General features: G+C 66.2%; 18 protein-coding genes. 7 read left to right on the forward strand and 11 right to left on the reverse strand.

Annotated elements, in window-relative coordinates; genetic code table 11:
* Window positions 1-8: 8 nt before the first annotated feature.
* Window positions 9-680, reverse strand: coding sequence for a DUF3043 domain-containing protein (locus tag ACWEQQ_RS15420; RefSeq protein ID WP_379443590.1), 672 nt, complete (start codon window positions 678-680; stop codon window positions 9-11).
* A 194-nt stretch (window positions 681-874) separates the two neighbouring features.
* Between ACWEQQ_RS15420 and ACWEQQ_RS15425 the strand changes: the two genes are divergently transcribed.
* Both ACWEQQ_RS15425 and ACWEQQ_RS15430 read left to right on the forward strand, forming a co-directional pair.
* Complete coding sequence (locus ACWEQQ_RS15425; protein WP_033089671.1) at window positions 875-1,225, forward strand: HesB/IscA family protein; 351 nt, start codon at window positions 875-877, stop codon at window positions 1,223-1,225.
* Between the two features lie 204 nt (window positions 1,226-1,429).
* Window positions 1,430-2,395: a carbohydrate kinase family protein gene (locus ACWEQQ_RS15430; protein ID WP_452344579.1), complete on the forward strand. Its 966-nt coding sequence runs from the start codon at window positions 1,430-1,432 to the stop codon at window positions 2,393-2,395.
* A gap of 137 nt (window positions 2,396-2,532) precedes the next feature.
* Here ACWEQQ_RS15430 and ACWEQQ_RS15435 read toward each other — a convergent pair whose 3' ends face one another.
* Entirely contained in the window at window positions 2,533-2,874 is a 342-nt protein-coding gene (locus ACWEQQ_RS15435) for a hypothetical protein (RefSeq protein WP_452348653.1), read from the reverse strand.
* A gap of 96 nt (window positions 2,875-2,970) precedes the next feature.
* Here ACWEQQ_RS15435 and ACWEQQ_RS15440 point away from each other — a divergent pair, with 96 nt between their 5' ends.
* Window positions 2,971-3,684 (forward strand): MBL fold metallo-hydrolase, encoded by a 714-nt coding sequence (locus ACWEQQ_RS15440; protein ID WP_354847762.1) that lies wholly within the window; start codon window positions 2,971-2,973, stop codon window positions 3,682-3,684.
* Between the two features lie 131 nt (window positions 3,685-3,815).
* On the opposite strand, the gene ACWEQQ_RS15445 is transcribed toward ACWEQQ_RS15440, so the two are convergent.
* A complete protein-coding gene (locus tag ACWEQQ_RS15445; protein ID WP_452344577.1) occupies window positions 3,816-4,916 on the reverse strand; it encodes a branched-chain amino acid aminotransferase in 1,101 nt (366 codons plus the stop codon).
* A gap of 113 nt (window positions 4,917-5,029) precedes the next feature.
* Here ACWEQQ_RS15445 and ACWEQQ_RS15450 point away from each other — a divergent pair, with 113 nt between their 5' ends.
* On the forward strand, window positions 5,030-5,866 hold the full coding sequence (locus tag ACWEQQ_RS15450) for a hypothetical protein (protein WP_452348654.1): 837 nt from the start codon (window positions 5,030-5,032) through the stop codon (window positions 5,864-5,866).
* Window positions 5,867-6,199: 333 nt separating this feature from the next.
* On the opposite strand, the gene gcvT is transcribed toward ACWEQQ_RS15450, so the two are convergent.
* The 5 genes from gcvT to ACWEQQ_RS15475 all read right to left on the reverse strand — a co-directional run bounded on the left by gcvT (window position 6,200) and on the right by ACWEQQ_RS15475 (window position 11,624).
* On the reverse strand, window positions 6,200-7,300 hold the full coding sequence (gene gcvT, locus ACWEQQ_RS15455; protein ID WP_452348655.1) for a glycine cleavage system aminomethyltransferase GcvT: 1,101 nt from the start codon (window positions 7,298-7,300) through the stop codon (window positions 6,200-6,202).
* A gap of 98 nt (window positions 7,301-7,398) precedes the next feature.
* Window positions 7,399-8,415 carry an alpha/beta hydrolase gene (locus ACWEQQ_RS15460; RefSeq protein ID WP_452348656.1) on the reverse strand — a complete coding sequence of 339 codons (1,017 nt, stop codon included), beginning with the start codon at window positions 8,413-8,415 and terminating at the stop codon, window positions 7,399-7,401.
* A gap of 77 nt (window positions 8,416-8,492) precedes the next feature.
* On the reverse strand, window positions 8,493-9,623 hold the full coding sequence (locus ACWEQQ_RS15465) for an exonuclease domain-containing protein (RefSeq protein WP_452348657.1): 1,131 nt from the start codon (window positions 9,621-9,623) through the stop codon (window positions 8,493-8,495).
* Between the two features lie 2 nt (window positions 9,624-9,625).
* Window positions 9,626-10,309: a hypothetical protein gene (locus tag ACWEQQ_RS15470; protein WP_452348658.1), complete on the reverse strand. Its 684-nt coding sequence runs from the start codon at window positions 10,307-10,309 to the stop codon at window positions 9,626-9,628.
* Window positions 10,310-10,628: 319 nt separating this feature from the next.
* Window positions 10,629-11,624, reverse strand: coding sequence for an alpha/beta hydrolase family esterase (locus ACWEQQ_RS15475; RefSeq protein ID WP_452348659.1), 996 nt, complete (start codon window positions 11,622-11,624; stop codon window positions 10,629-10,631).
* A gap of 165 nt (window positions 11,625-11,789) precedes the next feature.
* Here ACWEQQ_RS15475 and ACWEQQ_RS15480 point away from each other — a divergent pair, with 165 nt between their 5' ends.
* Window positions 11,790-12,017: a hypothetical protein gene (locus tag ACWEQQ_RS15480; RefSeq protein WP_452348660.1), complete on the forward strand. Its 228-nt coding sequence runs from the start codon at window positions 11,790-11,792 to the stop codon at window positions 12,015-12,017.
* 242 nt (window positions 12,018-12,259) lie between these two features.
* Here the strand turns inward: ACWEQQ_RS15480 and ACWEQQ_RS15485 are convergent, their stop codons facing one another.
* Window positions 12,260-12,883, reverse strand: a complete 624-nt coding sequence (locus tag ACWEQQ_RS15485) for an antibiotic biosynthesis monooxygenase family protein (RefSeq protein WP_452344571.1) — start codon at window positions 12,881-12,883, stop codon at window positions 12,260-12,262.
* A 180-nt stretch (window positions 12,884-13,063) separates the two neighbouring features.
* Between ACWEQQ_RS15485 and ACWEQQ_RS15490 the strand changes: the two genes are divergently transcribed.
* On the forward strand, window positions 13,064-14,902 hold the full coding sequence (locus ACWEQQ_RS15490; protein WP_452348661.1) for an AMP-dependent synthetase/ligase: 1,839 nt from the start codon (window positions 13,064-13,066) through the stop codon (window positions 14,900-14,902).
* Window positions 14,903-14,941: 39 nt separating this feature from the next.
* Here the strand turns inward: ACWEQQ_RS15490 and ACWEQQ_RS15495 are convergent, their stop codons facing one another.
* On the reverse strand, window positions 14,942-16,075 hold the full coding sequence (locus ACWEQQ_RS15495; RefSeq protein ID WP_452348662.1) for a CapA family protein: 1,134 nt from the start codon (window positions 16,073-16,075) through the stop codon (window positions 14,942-14,944).
* A gap of 456 nt (window positions 16,076-16,531) precedes the next feature.
* On the opposite strand from ACWEQQ_RS15495, the gene ACWEQQ_RS15500 reads away from it, so the two are divergent.
* A complete protein-coding gene (locus tag ACWEQQ_RS15500) occupies window positions 16,532-17,149 on the forward strand; it encodes a YbhB/YbcL family Raf kinase inhibitor-like protein (protein WP_452348663.1) in 618 nt (205 codons plus the stop codon).
* A gap of 159 nt (window positions 17,150-17,308) precedes the next feature.
* Here the strand turns inward: ACWEQQ_RS15500 and ACWEQQ_RS15505 are convergent, their stop codons facing one another.
* The gene (locus ACWEQQ_RS15505; protein ID WP_452344567.1) at window positions 17,309-17,566 is read right to left on the reverse strand and encodes a hypothetical protein; all 258 of its coding nucleotides are present in this window, start codon (window positions 17,564-17,566) and stop codon (window positions 17,309-17,311) included.
* Window positions 17,567-18,032: the final 466 nt, after the last annotated feature.

Consider the following 18,032-nt stretch of genomic DNA (forward strand, 5'->3'; position numbering starts at 1 on the left):
AGCGGCAATCAGACCGCGTCGCCAGGGCTCACCTGCGGCTTCGGGGCACGCATGCGGCGCACCTGCGAGGCGCGCACGAAGGCGTACCAGCCCAGCGAGAACGAGGAATCCGCGGTGTCCGGGTAGCGCTCCCGGACCCGCTTGTTCACGATCCGGCCGAGGACGACGCCCTCGATGATCATGAACAGCATCATCACCAGCATGGCCAGTGTGACGATCGCCTGCAGCGCCGGCGACAGGATCATGCTGAGGATCAGCACCAGCGCCAGCGGCATGAACAGGCCGAGCAGATTGCGGCGCGCGTCCACGATGTCGCGGACGTACTTCTTGACCGGACCCTTGTCGCGCGGGAGCAGGAACTGCTCCTCGCCGGCGAGCATGCGGGAACGACGATCGTTCGCATCGGCCTTGCGCTCGGCCGAGGACGCCTTGCGGTCCTCGCGGGTCCCGCGCAGCGCCTTGCGGCGGGCGCGGGCCTCCTTGGCGGTCTTGGGCGCGGGCGCCACCGGACCGCGGCGGCGGCCCTCGGCTTCCCGCCGGGACGGCGTCGGCCGCCCTTTACCCAGGGTGACGGTCTTGTCCTCCACCGCGGCGACGGCATCGGTGCTGGAGCTGTCGGAGGTGGGGGTGGACTCGCCACGGCGCAGGAACTTCACGCCGACCAGGCTATTCGATGACATGTCTGCCGGAAAATCCTGGTCTCCCTGATTGTTGTGTCGCACACCTCACCAGCTATCTGTCAGCGACTGCACAACCTGGGCCGTCCGGGGAATACCCGCCGCGTAGGATGGGGAATAGTCGCCTGCCAGCAGGTGTTGGTAGCCATCGAGCCGTGCGCCTTCACGGGTTGAAAACAGGTCCCTTAGGAGAGTTCATGACTGTGCAGAACGAGACCACCACTCACGGTGTGACTCTGACCGACGCCGCCGCCTCGAAGGCGAAGGCGCTGCTGGATCAGGAAGGCCGCGACGATCTCGCCCTTCGCATCGCAGTCCAGCCCGGTGGTTGTGCGGGCCTCCGCTACCAGCTCTTCTTCGACGACCGCAGCCTCGACGGCGACCTGGTCGTGGAGTTCGGCGGCGTGAAGCTCGCGGTCGACCGCATGAGCGCCCCCTACGTGCAGGGTGCCTCGATCGACTTCGTCGACACCATCGAGAAGCAGGGTTTCACCATCGACAACCCGAACGCCACCGGCTCCTGCGCCTGCGGCGACAGCTTCAACTGACATAACGTCCGCCAGCGCGGAACGTCCGACACCGGATGTTCCGCGCTGTTGTGTGCGCTGACTCATACGAGATCTGGAATACCCTGTCTCGGACAGAGTAGTTTCGAACTGCGGCCCTGTCGGCCGCGTCATCCACCGCCGGCCCCCGCGTCTGTCATCTCCGTATCCCGGTGCGCAGCCGCACGTCACCGAAGGATCTACCCCGTGACCATCGCCGTGTCCGCTTCCATCGCGACCGATCACCTCATGCGTTTCCCGGGCAAGTTCTCCGATGTGCTGCTGGCCGACCAGCTGCAGCACGTGTCGCTCAGCTTCCTCGTCGATGATCTGGTCATCCGCAGGGGCGGCGTGGCCGGCAACATCAGCTACGCCATGGGCGTGCTGGGCCGCACCCCGCTGCTGGTCGGCGCCGTCGGCCAGGACTGGGGCGAGTACCGGAAGTGGTTGGAGGACAACGGCGTCGACTGTTCGGCCGTGCGCGTCTCCACCGAGGCCCACACCGCGCGCTTCGTCTGCACCACCGACGAGACCATGGCCCAGATCGCCTCCTTCTACCCGGGCGCCATGACCGAGTCCCGCGAGATCGACATCACCCAGCTGGGCCGCGACCTGGAGCTGGTGCTCGTCGGCGCCGACGACCCGGAAGCCATGCTGCGTCACACCGATCAGTGCCGCGCCGCCGGAATCCGCTTCGCCGCCGACCCCTCCCAGCAGCTGGCGCTGGTGGACGGCGAGACCATCCTGCGCCTCATCGACGGCGCGGACTACCTGTTCACCAATGAGTACGAATGGGGCATCATGCTCCAGAAGACCGGCCTGAGCGAGGCGGAAATCGGTGAGCGCGTGGGCATTCGCGTCACCACCCTGGGCTCCAAGGGCGCCAAGGTTGTCGACCGCGACGGCACCGAACTGCACGTCGACGTGGTCCCCGACATCGCCAAGGTCGACCCGACCGGCGTCGGCGACGGCTTCCGCGCGGGCTTCCTCACCGGCCAGTCCGCGGGCCTGTCCCTGGAGCGCTCGGCCCAGCTCGGCTCGCTGGTGGCGGTCCTGGTCCTGGAAACCGTTGGCCCCCAGGACTGGATCCTCGACCACGACGCCGCCATGAAGCGCCTGCGCGAGGCCTACGGCCCGGAGGCCACCGACGAGATCGAGGCCATTCTGCGCTGACCAACCACGACAATTACCGTATCTGCACGCCGATCATGTAATCGGCGTGCAGATTCGTGTCGCGGCAAGCGTGTCCGGCCTCTTCACCGACCTCGGAGGGCGAAGGTCGACCTCGGAGCCTCGAGTGCGACCGGACGTCAGTCCCCGAACACCTCGTCTGCAAAGCGTGCTGTAGCCGCTCTGTCGAGCCATACGTCGAGCTGCTCGATATCAGTGCACGCCCCGACGCGAGCGACGGTCGACTCATCCACGGTGATCCCCCTGCTCCGCAAGACTGCCAGCAGCGCCTTGGCCTCCCCTTTGGCCTGGCCCTCAGCTTCGCCCCGACTGAAGTAACGCCGGGCGAACTCGCTCTTGTACTCGTATGTTCCGGCGGTCATAAGGCTCTCCAGGAAGTGCCGGGCCGCCCGTGGCAGGACAGCCATTACCAGGTCAATGTACATTTCACCGTTCGGGACGTCGACAACGTTGGCGGCCACCGACCGACAACAAATCCCCTGGTCAAACGGCAATTTCGGACATATCGCCCGGATCCGGATGCCTGGTTCCGGCGGGCGGGCAATACGCTGTCAGGCATGGCCTCCGACCGTTTGTACTTTCGCCAGTTGCTCTCCGGGCGCGACTGGGCCGTGGGCGATCCGATCGCCACGCAGATGCGCAACTTCGCCTACCTGATCGGGGATCGGGACAGCGGTGAATGCGTGGTCGTCGATCCCGCGTACGAGGCGGGGCAGTTGGCCGACATCGCCGAGGCCGACGGCATGCGGCTGACCGGGGTTCTGGCCACCCACCACCACCCCGACCACGTCGGCGGCACCATGATGGGCTTCACCCTGCGCGGGGTGAAGGAGTTGCTGGAGAAGACCGATGTGGCGGTCCACGTCAATGCCGAGGAACTGCCCTGGGTCGCCAATGTCACCGGCATCGCGCCCAGCGAGCTGACCGGTCACGCGCACGGCGACAAGGTCGCGGTCGGCGACTTCGAGATCGAACTCCTGCACACCCCCGGCCACACGCCGGGCAGCCAGTGCTTCCTGTTCGAGGACCGGCTGATCGCGGGCGACACCCTGTTCGTCGACGGCTGCGGCCGCACCGACTTCCCCGGCGGCGACTCCGACGCCATGTTCCGCAGCCTGCGCTACCTGGCCGACCTGAAGTCGAACCCGACGGTCTACCCCGGCCACTGGTACTCGGACGAGCCCAGCGCGTCGCTCACCCACATCAAGGAACACAACTACGTCATGCGCCCCCAGACCCTGGAGCAGTGGCACATGTTCATGCCCAGCTGACCGACACCCACGAGCGGCACCGCTCTCTGGCGGCATTGCATTCAGCGCCGGGCGCTGCGTCCCGCACCCTGAAACAGCAAGCGCCCGCCCCGAATTAGTTGGGGGCGGGCGCTTTTCGCTTCTTGGGCCGGTCAGGCCATGGTGCGCAGCCAGCCGTGGCTGTCGGCGAAGGTGCCGCGCTGGATGCCGGTGAGGCTCTCGCGCAGCGCCATGGTCACCTCGCCGGGTTCGCCGCTGCCGATGGTGAATTCGCCCTCGGCGGACCGAACCGAGCCGACCGGAATGACCACGGCGGCGGTGCCGCAACCGAAAACCTCGGTGATCTCACCGGATTCGACGCCGCTCTTCCATTCCGCGACGGAGATCTTCCGCTCCTCGACCTTGTAGCCGGAGTCGGCGGCCAGGGTGATGAGCGAGTCGCGGGTGATGCCGGGGAGCAGGGAGCCGGACAGCTCCGGGGTCACCAGGCGGGCGTCGGAGCCGCTGCCGAAGACGAAGAAGAGGTTGTTGGTGCCCATCTCCTCGACGTAGCTGTGCTCGCAGGCGTCCAGCCACACCACCTGGTCGCAGCCCTTCTCGGCGGCCTGCTGCTGGGCCAGCAGCGAGGCGGCGTAGTTGCCCGCCACCTTGGCCTCACCGGTGCCGCCGGGAGCCGCGCGCACGTACTCGGTGGACAGCCACACCTTGACCGGCTTCAGGCCGCGCGGGAAGTACGCGCCGGCGGGACCGCCGAGCAGCAGGTACTTGTAGGAGGAGGCGGGCTTCACGCCCAGCCCGACCTCGGTGGAGAACATGAACGGCCGCAGGTAGAGCGACTCCTCGCCGCCGGCGGCGGGCACCCAGTCCGCGTCCACCTCGAGCAGCTGGCGGATCGATTCGATGAACAGCTCCTCGGGCAGCTGCGCCATCGCCATGCGCGCGGCGGAGCGGCGGAAACGCGCGGCATTGGCATCCACCCGGAAGGTGGCGATGCTGCCGTCGGCCTGACGGTAGGCCTTCAGACCCTCGAAGATGGCCTGGCCGTAGTGGAACACCATGGTGGCCGGGTCCATGGCCAGCGAGCCGTAGGGCTCGACGCGGCCATTGGTCCACTGCCCGTCCACGTAATCCATCGACACCATGTGATCGGTGAAGTAGCGCCCGAACCCCGGCTCCGCGAGAATCTCCTGCCGCCGCTCCGCCGGTAGTGGCGCGGGATGCGGTACACGGGTGAACTGTGCGGCAAGAGTCATGACCGGGAGTCTAATTCGCCGCCCTCGACCGGCTGGTGCGGGCTACCCCCTGCCGACCGGCCGGACGGTTCGGTCACCGGCCGTCATCCCTGCCCCTGGATAAGGTGGGCGGCGTGTATCCGGAGCATCCGCTGTCGAAGCCGCCCAGTTCGCATCGGCCCCTGGTGATCGCGCTGATCGCAGTGAGCGTGCTGGGCCTGGTCGCCATCCTCGTCGTAGCAGCGCTGACGCCCGCACACACCGTGACCGGAACCGCGCTGCCCGCAGACCAATACGGGCCGCAGGACACCGCGACCCGCACCAAACCGCTGCCCACCACGACGGCGAGCGCACCACGATCCACCATCGCCTCACTCACGCCGGGATGGCAGACGTCCTACTCCATCTCGCGCAATGCCGTCTACGACGTGCCGCAGGGCTGGACGGTCCCGACACCGACCACGGTCGTCGGCTTCGAGGGCGGCGGCGGGCGCGTGGTGATGAGCGGTGCGGCGGAACTCTCCCCGAAGGCCTGCGACGGCCACCACTCGAAAGCCATCGCGGGCGTGACAGGCTCCAAACTGGGCGACGTGTCCGCCGCGGCCAAGGACGTGGCCGGCAGCTGGGCCACCGTGGCCGGAGCCAACGACGACCGCCCCAACTCCACCTACACGCTGAGCAATGTCGAAACCCTCACGGTGCAGGGCAAACCCGCCGCACACGTGACAGCGACCCTCGCCAACCCGGGCCCCAACGACTGCTCGCACCCGGCCGCCTCGATCGTCCACGCCGTCGCGGTGCCCGGCAACAACGGACAGTCCGTGGTCATGGTCCTCTACGCCGACCAGGGCACGGACGGCACGGCCACCGACGACACCATCCGGACGATGTTCAACTCCCTCCGCCCCGCCGGACTCGACGCCGCAGCCTGCAAACAGGACAACGACGTCGTCGGCACCTGGTGCGGCTGAGACTCAGAGCGGCATGAGCCCCGGTGCAACAGCCCGGACTCCGATGCAGTCGCGACTCTGGGGGCGGGCCGTGGGCTCTGAAAGGGTGAGGTCTCGTGCGGCCGGCGAATTGGTGTGGCCGAGACCAAGTACGGCTGGGCATCTGGGTTCAGCTGAGGCGATGGCGCCGCCGGACGCTTGTTCGGCGACCAGGCTGGTCGCGGCGAAGTGATCCAGGAAAAGCCTGGGAACCGCCGCCACGACCGACCGGCCCCCACCAGTCGTCCACAACGCGCGCGATGGCGTCGTAGTCGCCAGAGGCGGCTGGTCGGATCCGTGGCTCAGGAAACCTGCTCAGGCAGTGCGGGTTTCGACGAACGGGGGGCGGATGACCTCGCAGCGCAGGCGGCGGCCGCGGACGTCGACCTCGACCTCGTCGCCGGGCTCGAGACCCGCGGCGGTGTCGAGCAGGGCCAGGGCGATGCCGACCTTGAGGGAGGGCGAGAAGGTGCCGGAGGTGGTTTCGCCGACCTGGGCGTCACCGCGCATCACGGTCTGGCCCTGCCGGAGCACGCCCCGGTCGATCGCCTTGAGCCCCATCAGGATTCGACGGGGACCGGCCGCCTTCTCGGCCTCCAGCGCCGACTTGCCCCAGAACTCCGGCTTCTTCCAGCCGACGGCCCAGCCGGTGCGGGCCTGGAGCGGCGAAATGTCCAGCGACAGTTCGTGTCCGTGGAGCGGGTAGCCCATCTCGGTGCGCAGGGTGTCGCGCGCGCCGAGTCCGGCGGGCTGGCCGCCGGCGGCCTGCACCTCGCTCACCAGCGCGCGGAAGACGGCCTCGGCGTCGGCCCAGCGGGGCAGCAGCTCGTAGCCGTGCTCACCGGTGTAGCCGGTGCGGCACACCCGGATCGGGCGGCCGTCCCACTCGGCGTCGGCGTAGGCCATGTACTCCATGTCGGTCGGCAGGCCGAGCTTGGCGAGGACCTCCGCCGACCGCGGACCCTGCACGGCGAAGACCGCATATCCGCGATGCTCGTCGGCGACGGTGATGCCCTCCGGCGCGACCTTCTGCAGCTCCGCCACCACGGTCGCGGTATTGGCCGCATTGGGCACCAGGAAGATCTCGTCATCGCTCACGTAGTAGGCGATGAGGTCGTCGATGACCCCGCCCTCCGGCGTGCAGCACAGCGTGTACTGCGCCTTTCCCGGGCGAATCCGATTCAGGTCGTTGGTGAGTGCCGAGTTCACGAACGCCGCGGCACCCGCACCCTTGACCGTCGCCTTGCCGAGATGGCTGACGTCGAATAGCCCGACAGTGGTGCGCACCGCCGTGTGCTCCCCCACGGTGCCCGCGTACGAAACCGGCATCTCCCACCCCCCGAACGGAGCGAAGGTAGCGCCCAGCTCGACATGGACGGCGTGGATGGGTCCCTGCAGCAGCTTCTCGTCGGTCACCCGGAGCAGCTTATCGGCCCGCCCGCACCGGAGTCACAGCGGAACCGAACGGGTGGTCGTCCGGCGTGGTGCCTCGATTCACAGGTCCAGGCTGCGAGTCACACGCCGAGACTGCGGGCGATTCCGGGCCAGGCGTTGTGAAAGTCGGCCTGCCACGAGGTCCAGTTGTGGCCGCCGCCGGGGAGGTAATCGAACGTGGCGGGGAGGTTCAGGTCTTCGATGCTGGATTGCAGGGCGCGGGTGCAGGTTTCGACGGTGGATTCGAGTGCCGTGCTGGACGCGCCGACTTGGCCGCCGCCTGCCGCAGCCGGGTTCGCACCGGTTCCAGCGGCCACATAGAGGTCGGTGCCACGGAGTTTCTCGAGGTTGGCGGGGGTGGACGGGTCATTCGCGGTCCAGGCCGGGGAGCCGTCGACACCCCAGATGTTCCAAGGGTTGCCGCCGCCGGAGAGAACCGTGGCCTGCAGGTAGCGGCGGCCGGGGTCGGTGCCGGTCTGGGCGCAGCCGCTGAAGGACCCGACGCTCTGATAGAGGCCGGGGGCGGATTCGGCGAGAGCGAGGGCGGAGGTGGCCGACATCGATACTCCCGCAAGGGCATTGCGGCCGGACGCGCCGAGGGCCGAGTCCATGACGGGCGGGAGTTCCTGGGTGAGGAAGGTGGTCCACTTGTTGCGGCCGAGCATCGGGTCGTCGGACTGCCAGTCCGTGTAGTAGGTGTAGCGGCCGTCGAGGACGTTCACCATATTGACGTTCTGGTCGGCCAGGAAGTCGACGACATCGGTGCGGGTCTCCCAGGAGACCTCGTTGCCGTTCCCATCGATGCCATCCTCTGCGCCATTGAGCAGATACACCGTAGGACGCGGCGTGGAATTGTCGGCGGCGCGAATGACCGAGAGTTCGATGACGCGGTTCATAGCGGCCGAATACACGAATACGGTGGATTTGCGATCGTCCCGCTGCACGAGATGGTCGATATGCGAGCCGTCGGCCGCGAGTGCCGCACCGGAATTCAGCGGTTCCGCGGCGGACGCGAGCCCCGGCATCACAGCAAAGCCCGCCGCCACCAGGGCGATTCCCGCCGACACCCACCGACGCCGACCACCTGCACTCGTCATTTCCGCCTCTAACTCATTCGACCGATTCCCCTCACCTTCTTTACCGAGCCCGTCAAAACCACGCAACAACGCACTTCTCACACCCCGCCCCGACCTCCGGACAACCCGGTCCCAGCACCCACACAGCCCACGAACGCGGCCTCGTCCATGATCTCGATCCGCTGCCCCCGCGTCCGCAACTCGGCGACCCGGCGCGCCTTCGTCGTGGTGAACGCATCGGGATCGACACCACGAAAGCCGTCACCAATGACCAGCCGGGTCGTGCGCCGAGTGACGTTCCGCGCGGGAGTCGCGCCACATGCCGCGATGGCATCCCACGCTTCCTGGCGGGTCATGGCCGCGAGATCACCTGTGAATACGACGATTTCGCCGTACAGCGGGTGCGATGGATCGGTGCCGGTGACCGCCGGCAGCACCAATTCCTCACGGCCGAACCAGGATCGACGCGGTGGGCGTTCGGCCGCGGTCGGCACAGCCCACCCCGTAGGCCCCGACGCCCGTCCCGCAGACCCCGGCGTCGCCATCATCCGGCCCGCTGTCATTGGCGTCTCCATCGTCCAGCCCTCGGACACCGAGGTTTGTCTCGCTCGCTGCCCGGCCACCGGTATCAGCGTGTTGGCCGCAGACTTTCGCGATGTCCGATCTGTTCGCAAGGGACGGTCGACCACCATGCGCTCGAGCGCAGACAGCGAATCGACTCCGGCCCGGGCAGCCAGGGCGATCACGATGTCGGCTGCGGCGGCGGCATCGGCGGCCGCGTCGTGGTGGTTGGTGAAGTCGATGCCCAGAGCGGCCGCGACGTGCGGCAGGCGGTAGCTGTCCAGGCTCAGATGGCGGCGGGCCAGGGCGAGGCTGCAGCTGTAGGACCAGGCCGGTATCCGAATTCCGCTGCGGCCGCAGGCTTCCCGTATCGCACTGCTGTCGAATCCGACATTGTGGGCGATGACGGGAAGCTCGCCGACCAGGCTCTCCACCTCCGCCCAGCGCTGCGCGAACTCCGGCTTGTCGGCGACCATGGCCGCCGAGATCCCGTGCACGCGAATGTTGTGCCAGTTGAAGAAGTCCAGCCCCGCAGGCGGACGGCACAGCCACGACGAGGTCTCCTCGTGCCGCCCATCCCGCACGACGGTGACGCCGACCGCGCAGATACTGCCCCGCGCGGAATTAGCGGTCTCGACATCGATGGCGGCGAACGACAGTCCCGCCATACTCACCGCACCGCGAGCGGCAACGGCCGTGCGGCCGCGCCACCGAGGTCCTCCAGAAAAGGCCGGGCAAGCCGTAGCGACTCGAACGCCGCCCACGCATCCGCCAGATCCGCGAGCCCCCGCGCCAGCGTGAGCACCGGCCGAATGTGATCAGCTGCCACATCCACCCGAAACTGCGGCAGCGCAACCTCATCCGGCGCCACGATCACCGGCCACTGCGGCCTGGTGAGCTTCCCACCGCTCGCGTCCTGATGCTCGACGAACCGCTGGTCAGCCGATTCGATCGCGGCACGGACAGTTTCGACAGTCGCATCGACATCGACAATCCTGGCAGCCTCGATGTTCGGACCGTCCGCGACCGCCGCAGCGGCCCCAACGCACACCACGTCCGCCAACTGGTCGCCGTCGCCCGCCGTCCCTGCATGCTGAGCGCGAATACCCACCGTGCCGGCCGTCTGGGCGTCGTTACCCACTGCTTCGGGAGCAGGAGCGTCATTGCCTGCCTCAACGATCGGATATCCGGCTGTGAGGCTCTCGATCTCCGCCGCGCGCGACCGTTCCAGCACCCAAGCGCCCGATAGCCGCGACTCCCCCAGCGCCGCACCCACATTCACATGCCAGATGACCAGCCGCTCCCCGGCCGCACCGAGCACCGCAAGGGTATGAAGGTCGAACGAGGCAGCCATAACGCTCCACGGTCGTGACGGACAGATACCGCGCTACGTTAGAGCATCCCTCCGACAAACATCCGCGAACCCCACGCGAATCCTCAACGGACCCAAACAGTTCCGACCGACCTGGTTTCCGCCACGCACTCGACCCGCAGTACCGAAGCCCACAGCTCGACCCGCGCCGAGCCCTCGTCGACCCTGGCCACTGCCGGCTGCACCACCTGGTCCTGCAAAAAACCCTGCCCCGCACCAAGAAAACGCCCCGAGCCCAATGCATGGACGGCATGCGATCCAGCCCAGAGACGGCGGCGGCGCAATAGCTACCTCTCAGTGGTCATGGGAGAGTGCGGGAATCGAGGAAGTTCCAGAGCTGATCGCGTAGATCCTGGCCGATGGCCCCGGTAGGCCACTGGTGTGTCGTGTTGTATTCGACTCGCCACGAGACGTTCGTTCCGGCGGCGCAGGGCTGATAGTTCGTATGGGTGCCGTAACGGTCGGAGGTGGGGTCTGCTGTCGCTGGGCAGCGGTCACGGCGGATCCAGTCACGGACGTTTGCAAGGCCGACCGCGAGGTTGGAGATGGGGTCGAACGCCCCTTGGAATATTCCGACCGCAATAGGGCGGCTCGGTGTGCACGGGGTGCCGACGGCACTGGGTTCGAGCGGGTTGGGATCCGTCGGGTCGGTGCCTTCCCACGAGGTGACAGCGGCGAACAGGTCCGCGGCGTCGCAGGCCATCCGCTGAGACATGATCGCTCCATCGGACCAGCCGTCGGCGTAGACGCGGTGGGTGTCGACACACCAGGTCGATTCGATGTCGGTGACGACTTGCTCGAGGAAGGTGACGTCGACAGACCCCTGCTCGAAGTGCCAGGTTTTGTCGAACTCGGTGCCTTGCGGGTAGGCGACGATGAAATTGTGAGCCGCTGCGTAGGAACTCCATCCGGTTTCGCGTTCGATGCCTGCCGAGGTGTCACCGGTGCCGTGCAGGCTGATCAGCAACCCAACCGCCGGGCCTGCCAATCCCTGCGGCACGTTGAGCGTGTAACTGCGAGTGCCGATCATTCGTGTGACAGTGCCGCCGGTCGGTGCGAGCGTGCAGCCGGCCGCCGAAGCCTCCCCAGCGATCGGCCCGGTCGGCACAAGGACGGCAACAATCACCCCAACGGCTGTCAGGAAGGTGCTCAAAACACTGCCGACGCGTAGGGAACTCATCGCCGAACTCCTCCTCGTCAGGGCTGGCCGCCCAGTGTTGATCCAATAGGCAATCCCGCGGGTGATGATGATGACGACGAAAATATGGGTACGGGCGCGAGCATCCCCGCCGATCACATGTCGTAGTGATCGGCGATGTGGGTTCCCGTCGAGCTGGGATGATCGCCGTGCTCAGGCAGGTCTAGAAGGGCACTGCGGGGGCAAGTTTCGCATATGTTCGCCCGGAGTCAGCGGTGCTCGATGATCTAGAAACGCGTGTCGCGGGCCGGTCCGCTGCCAGTGATGCGGCTGGCCGAGCAGCCCAGACCGGGTGAGATGCAAGCGAGGAAGCTTGCGACACTGATCGCCCGGATGTGGGTGCGCACGGAAAGCATCGATGATGTCGACGTGCCGCACGGCGACGGCATGGGCAGGGTGTTCGACCGGGTGTATGCGCCGTCAAAGATCGGAACCTTGTTGCGGGAGTTCGGTTTCGGGCCTGACCGTCAATCAACTGGAATCCAGTGCTGATCGAGATTGCGGGCAAACATGTCCTGCGCAAAGAGCTTTCGCCACCGGCGATCGCGATCAGTCACCGGCCTCGCCGCGCCGCGCCGGCGATCGTGGAAATGCGGCTGCGCGCCGGGAAACTGCCCCGACCGACCGAGCACGGCCGCGCGCTGCGGCCGTGCTGCGGTGACCACCTGCTCGAGGACGGACCCGACGTGTCGAACCTCCGGTCTCGGCCTGCCGTTTCGCTGACCCGCTCGAGGTCAGACCAGTTCGGGGACACGCAAATGCGCCAATGCCAAGTCGAATTCGCGGACGTCGATGGCCTCGACGCGTGCCTGCCGGGCGGCGTCCACGCGCAACGCGGCCGACGCGATCCGGTTGCGTTCCATCGCCTCGGCATTCTCGTAGACGCTGGACGAGACGGCACGACCCGACGACCTGTTCACCATCAGGCTCGCGCTGCAGAACCCCTCGAGCTGCTGCTCCATACCGGGCAAGGTGTGGTCCCGGTAGACCTCGATGGCGTTGTCGATCCTGCTGGGATCGGTCTTCACCCAGGTGACACGCGCACACGCACCCTGCGGCGTCAGATGCGCGCGATGCATGGCCACGATCTCCCATTCCTCGACCATCGGACTGCCGCCGAATATCTCTGCCGCGCGATTGCGAAGCGGGATCGCCTGCTCAGCGCTGGCCCGCATGGCATCCTCGGATTCCCATGAGGTCGTCACGATGCACCGGCCGGTGTGCCGATCGACGAGCAACGAAAGCCCTATACAACCGGGAATGCCCTCCAGCCCCGGCATAACCTCGTCCCGCACATGTGCGATCCCGGATTCGAGAGCGGAAAGTTGCGCCTGAAGCGTGGTAGACCGTGCGAACACGATCCACCTCCTTTCTGCACAGAGGCAGCGCCCGGTGGCGCCACCGGTGCCTCTCACAGTGCCCCCTCCCGATCACCAGGGCAATAGCGGCCGACCCCGACGGCCTCGGGCAGTCCCCACTACACGATTTTCTCGTCCGAGCGCCTCATCGATCGGCCGGGGAATCCCTAGAATCAAGTGATGACGTTCCTCCGGCAATCCGAGGAACTTCCCGATCTCAGCAAGATCGAGGACCGGGCATCATCGGTTGCCCAGATACTGGTCGACCGCATCGCCGAGACTCCAGAGGCGGAGGCGTTCCGATTCCTCGAGGGCGAGCGCTGGACCAGTGTGTCCTGGAAGCAGTTCGGTGACCGCGTCGACATACTCGCCGCCGGGCTGATTGCACTGGGAATCCAGGCCGAAGAACGGGTCGCGCTTGCGTCGTCCACGCGTTACGAATGGGTGCTCGCCGACTTCGCCGTCATGTGCGCCGGCGCGGCCACTACCACCGTGTACCCCACCACCAACGCCCCCGGCGTCGCGTTCATTGTCGCCAACTCGGGCAGCCGGATCGTGGTTGCCGAGGATCAGGCACAGGTCGACAAGCTGATCGAGCATCGCGCCGAGTTGCCCGACGTGCAAAAGGTGGTGATCTTCGATGGCGAAGGCGACGGCGACTGGGTAATCACGCTCGACAACCTCGAAGAACTCGGATACCGACTGCTCGCCGAATCCCCCGACGCGATCGCCGACCGCATCCGCGGCATCCGGCCCGAGCACCTGAGCAGCATCATGTACACCTCTGGGACGACCGGCACCCCGAAGGGTGTTCGGCTGCCGCATTCCGCATGGACGTACAGCGCCGGAGCAATCGACGCGTTGAATGTCCTCCGCCCCGACGACCTGAACTTTCTGTGGTTGCCGCTGTCCCACGCTTTCGGCAAAGTGATGTTGGCGCTGTCACCGCTGATCGGATTTCCCACGGCGATCGATGGCCGGGTCGACAAAATCGTGGACAACCTCGCGATATTGCACCCCACCATCGTGGCGGCCGCCCCTCGCATCTTCGAAAAGGCGCATGCCCGTGTCGAGGGCATGATGGCGGAAGAAGGCGGGATCAAGAAGAAGCTCTTCGACTGGGCGGTCGGGGTTGGCCTGAAGGTCTCGCGTGCCAGGCAAGCAGGCAAGGATCCGTCGTTGCTGGTTTCCTTGCAGCACAAAGTCGCCGACAGGCTGGTGCTTTCCAAAGTCCGCGAACGCTTCGGTGGCCGGCTGAGGTTCTTCGTTTCGGCAGCGGCCCCCTTGGACCGCGATGTCGCGCAGTGGTTCGACGCGATCGGCATCATCGTTCTCGAAGGCTACGGCCTGACCGAGACCGCCGCCGCCTCGTTCATCAACCGACCGGATGCCTACCGCTTCGGAACCGTAGGCAAACCATTCCCCGGCACCGAGGTCGAGATCGCCGAGGACGGCGAGATCCTGCTCAGAAGTCCCGGTGTGATGAGTGGCTATCACGACCGCCCGGAGGCCACCGCCGAGGCTTTGGACGCGGACGGCTGGTTCCGCACCGGCGACATCGGCGAGATCGACGCAGCAGGATTCCTGCACATCACCGACCGCAAGAAGGACCTGTTCAAAACCTCGCAGGGCAAGTACGTCGCACCCTCCGCGATTGCCGCCACGTTCAAGGGAATATGTCCGTACGCGGCGGAATTCATCGTCTACGGAGAGACACGACCCTATTGCGTCGCGTTGGTCGGCCTCGACACCCAGAGCATCACCGAATGGGCCGGCAAGCACGGTCTGGCAGACAAACCGCTCGCCGAAATCGCACGGGACCAGAAGACCCACGACGTGATCGAGGCCTACGTCGCCCACCTCAACACCCAACTCAATCGCTGGGAACAGATCAAGAAGTTCGACATCATCGACCACGAATTGTCCGTCGAGACCGGTGATCTCACTCCGAGTATGAAACTGCGCCGCAAGATAGTCATCGAGAACCTCGCCGACAGCATCGACGCCCTCTATGTCTGAAGTCGATCGATGACTTTCGCTTCGAGGCGTGAGTTCGGCTCAGTCCCAGCGGATCTCGAGCAGGTCGTCGGCTCCGCGGTCGATATGGGTGTGGAATCGGCGGCTGATGTGAGTGAGCGTCTTACCCAGCCAGTCGGCCTCGGCCCGAGAAGCATGTTCGAGCCGCATGCGGCGTATCCGCATGGGCAGCATCCGGATTCCGGTCGGCTGCCCGCCGGGCTCGACCGAAACCAAGTAGAGCAGCCGCAGTTCGGGACGGTAGGACTCATATCCGGGGATGCCTTCGTAGTCGTCGATGACATCACCACAGCCGTAGAAAATCGGTCTGCCGTGGTAGATCTCGACGGGGCGAGGATGGTGCGATGAATGCCCATGCACGATGTCGACGCCGGCGTCGATGAGCCGTTGCGCGAATTGGATTTCGCTCCGTCCGATCCCGTAGCCCCAGTTCGGGCCCCAATGCACGGACACGATCAGAGTATCGCCGGGACGCTTGTGCGCCAACGCTTCCGCCGCGACATGGTCGGCGGCACTACGACCCAACGGATCACCGGGCAGCCACACTCCCGGCCGATCATGCTGCGCGGCCCACGCCAGCGGCACGCCGCTGCTGGTGCTGGCAACCGAGACGATGACCACCCGTAGCCCGGTGCCCAGCTCCACAACCACAGGGCGGCAGGCCGCGTCGATGCTCGTTCCCGCCCCGGCTGTGCCGATGCTCGCCGCGTCGAGCGCGGCGAGAGTATCGCGCAGGCCGCTGTTTCCGAAGTCGAGGACGTGGTTGTTCGCCAACGCGCAGGCATCGGGCCGAAACGCTTTCAGCGTCGCGATATTGGCTGGGTTCATCCGATAATGGATGCCCTTGGCGGGCGCAAATACGCCGTCGATGGTGATCGACGTTTCGAGGTTTATCAGCCGGACCTCGGGTGCCAATTGGTCGAGCATCGGCCCGACGTCGCCCCACGGCCAGTCGAAGTCGACCGGGTACGGTATCGGCCCGTTCGTTTTCTCGGCCAGCTCGACGTAGCGGCGGGCATCATCGACCCACGGTTCGTACAACAGCGGATCACCCGGATGCGGCTGGATCTGGTCGACGCCGCGACCGAGCATCACATCACCGCCCAGCAGCACGGTGACCGGACTCTGTTGCGGTGGACTACTCGTCTGCGTCATCGCTTATCGATCGATTCACCACCTCAGGAAGGGCACCGGGTTTCCCGGGCTTCAATGATTCACGGCCCCAACAGGATTCGCTCGAGCCGAAGGTCCCTCGACCCAGCGACCGAATGTCATCTGACCGTTCACGACCGACTCGAGAGCGGCTGGCCACGGTGATTCTCTGCCGCTGAGTTGGCGGGCGTGTGCAGTCCGTAATGGCCATTGTACCGGTGGGAATACCGTTCCGATGACCTTCGCTTCTGGGCGGGGTCGGGGCAGAAGCGCAGAATCTATGTATCGCACGAATCGATTCGCCCAGGCAGAGGTTCGGACGACAGTGTGGTCGACCGACAAGATGAGATTCCCCCAATGGCGCGGGAACGCCGCAGAATGATCCCACCGACGAGCTGTGTTGATTGCGTCCTCATCGCCATCGCCACCTGAATAGCGGAGGCTTTGCGGGCCGCATGAGTGGAAGGCATCGTTATGAAGGTCCGAAGTGATTCATTCGACGCTAATGCGCGCATTCCGGCCGCGTTCGCCTACGGCGTGCCTGATGCCGTGCACCATGTCCGGGCGGGCGCCAATCGCAACCCGCATCTGGCGTGGGACGAGGTGCCGGCGGGAACACGATCGTTCGCGGTCGTGTGCTGCGACCCCGACGTACCCCGCACCGGCTCGGACGTGAACATCGAGGGGCGAACGGTGCCGGAGGAATTGCCGCGCAACGACTTCTACCATTTGGTGCTGTTCGATATCCCAGCCGACGTGCGACAGATCGCCGCAGGCAGCCTCCAGACCGCGCACGGCGGGGCGGGTCCGGCTGCACCCCATCATGCGCGGTACGGCCTCAACGACTTCAGCAGTGCGAAAATGGATCATTACGGCTACGACGGCCCCTGCCCACCCTGGAACGACCAGCGCATCCATCACTACGTGTTCACCGTCTGCGCCCTGGATGTCGAACAACTGCCGCTACAGCAGGCAGTGACCGGAAAACAGCTGCGCCAAGCGATGATCGGCCACGTCCTGGGGCAAGCCGACCTCGTCGGCACTTACACGCTCAACTCCGCCCTGAGCTCGAACTGAGCCACCCGAGCGCATGGCACGCCGGAGCGACCGCCTGTTCAAGGGCGGGCGGGAGGGTCGCGGGGAGGAGTGCGCTGTGGACGGCTACTGGCTGAGCTTTCGCGGGCAGACCGACGCCATACCGCTGGTGACACACGGCTACTGCGTTGTGATCGCTGATCAGGGCAGCAGAATCTTGTGCTCGTGGTTCGCGACGGCTTCCTGGAGCCGGAACCGCGACAGTGTGTGCGGCCCGCACTCGCAGGAAGCGGGCAACGCGTCATCGACAAAGCCATCACCGGCAAGCAGATCCGTGAACCGGGTGCCATGCCCGCGAGCGCTGTGCGCAGCATCGACGAAATCACGCGACCCATGCGCGTGCGGCCCGGTCGCCGACTGATACACCGCACCGGCCGGCGTATCGAACACCGCCGCCACGCGGTGACCACAACCGCACCGCACCTGCGTCAACGTATGCCCCGCCCGGTCCGTCAGCGAGTCCAGCGTGTGCTGGGCCAGCTGGCGTCGTTCCGGCGCGGTCAGATTCGAGACATTTGTCATCAATCCACGATCACTCCTCTAGGTCTCAGCAGCAAGGCCCAAATGCCCGAGAGAAAGGACGATCGGCCCGCTTTTTCCATGTGACGTCGCTTGCTCCGAACCACGTCTGCTCGAGAGCCCCTTCGTCGAAGAGATCAACTGGGCTCTGGCCCGCCAGTTCGGCTACGGCAAAGACCCGAAGTAGGCCATCCACGCCGACGTCTTTCGGTCGCGGCTGGTCAGCCCGCCGCCTCCCACTGCTCACCGTCCACGATGAACCGGGCCTCCATCGCCGAGCGTGAGGAGCACGCAACGTACATCAAGGTCGGCGCTAGCTACGTTTAACACCTATAAAGTAAGTCAA

It is taken from the genome of Nocardia sp. NPDC004123, from assembly GCF_053603795.1.

Excerpts from the sequence above, each read along its gene's own strand:
- ACWEQQ_RS15495 (WP_452348662.1), bottom strand. The coding sequence starts at position 16,075 with ATGACGCAGACGAGTAGTCCACCGCAACAGAGTCCGGTCACCGTGCTG.
- ACWEQQ_RS15445 (WP_452344577.1), bottom strand. The coding sequence starts at position 4,916 with ATGACTCTTGCCGCACAGTTCACCCGTGTACCGCATCCCGCGCCACTA.
- ACWEQQ_RS15490 (WP_452348661.1), top strand. The coding sequence starts at position 13,064 with ATGACGTTCCTCCGGCAATCCGAGGAACTTCCCGATCTCAGCAAGATC.
- ACWEQQ_RS15460 (WP_452348656.1), bottom strand. The coding sequence starts at position 8,415 with ATGACGAGTGCAGGTGGTCGGCGTCGGTGGGTGTCGGCGGGAATCGCC.
- ACWEQQ_RS15440 (WP_354847762.1), top strand. The coding sequence starts at position 2,971 with ATGGCCTCCGACCGTTTGTACTTTCGCCAGTTGCTCTCCGGGCGCGAC.
- ACWEQQ_RS15470 (WP_452348658.1), bottom strand. The coding sequence starts at position 10,309 with ATGGCTGCCTCGTTCGACCTTCATACCCTTGCGGTGCTCGGTGCGGCC.
- ACWEQQ_RS15425 (WP_033089671.1), top strand. The coding sequence starts at position 875 with ATGACTGTGCAGAACGAGACCACCACTCACGGTGTGACTCTGACCGAC.
- ACWEQQ_RS15480 (WP_452348660.1), top strand. The coding sequence starts at position 11,790 with ATGCGGCTGGCCGAGCAGCCCAGACCGGGTGAGATGCAAGCGAGGAAG.
- ACWEQQ_RS15420 (WP_379443590.1), bottom strand. The coding sequence starts at position 680 with ATGTCATCGAATAGCCTGGTCGGCGTGAAGTTCCTGCGCCGTGGCGAG.
- ACWEQQ_RS15465 (WP_452348657.1), bottom strand. The coding sequence starts at position 9,623 with ATGGCGGGACTGTCGTTCGCCGCCATCGATGTCGAGACCGCTAATTCC.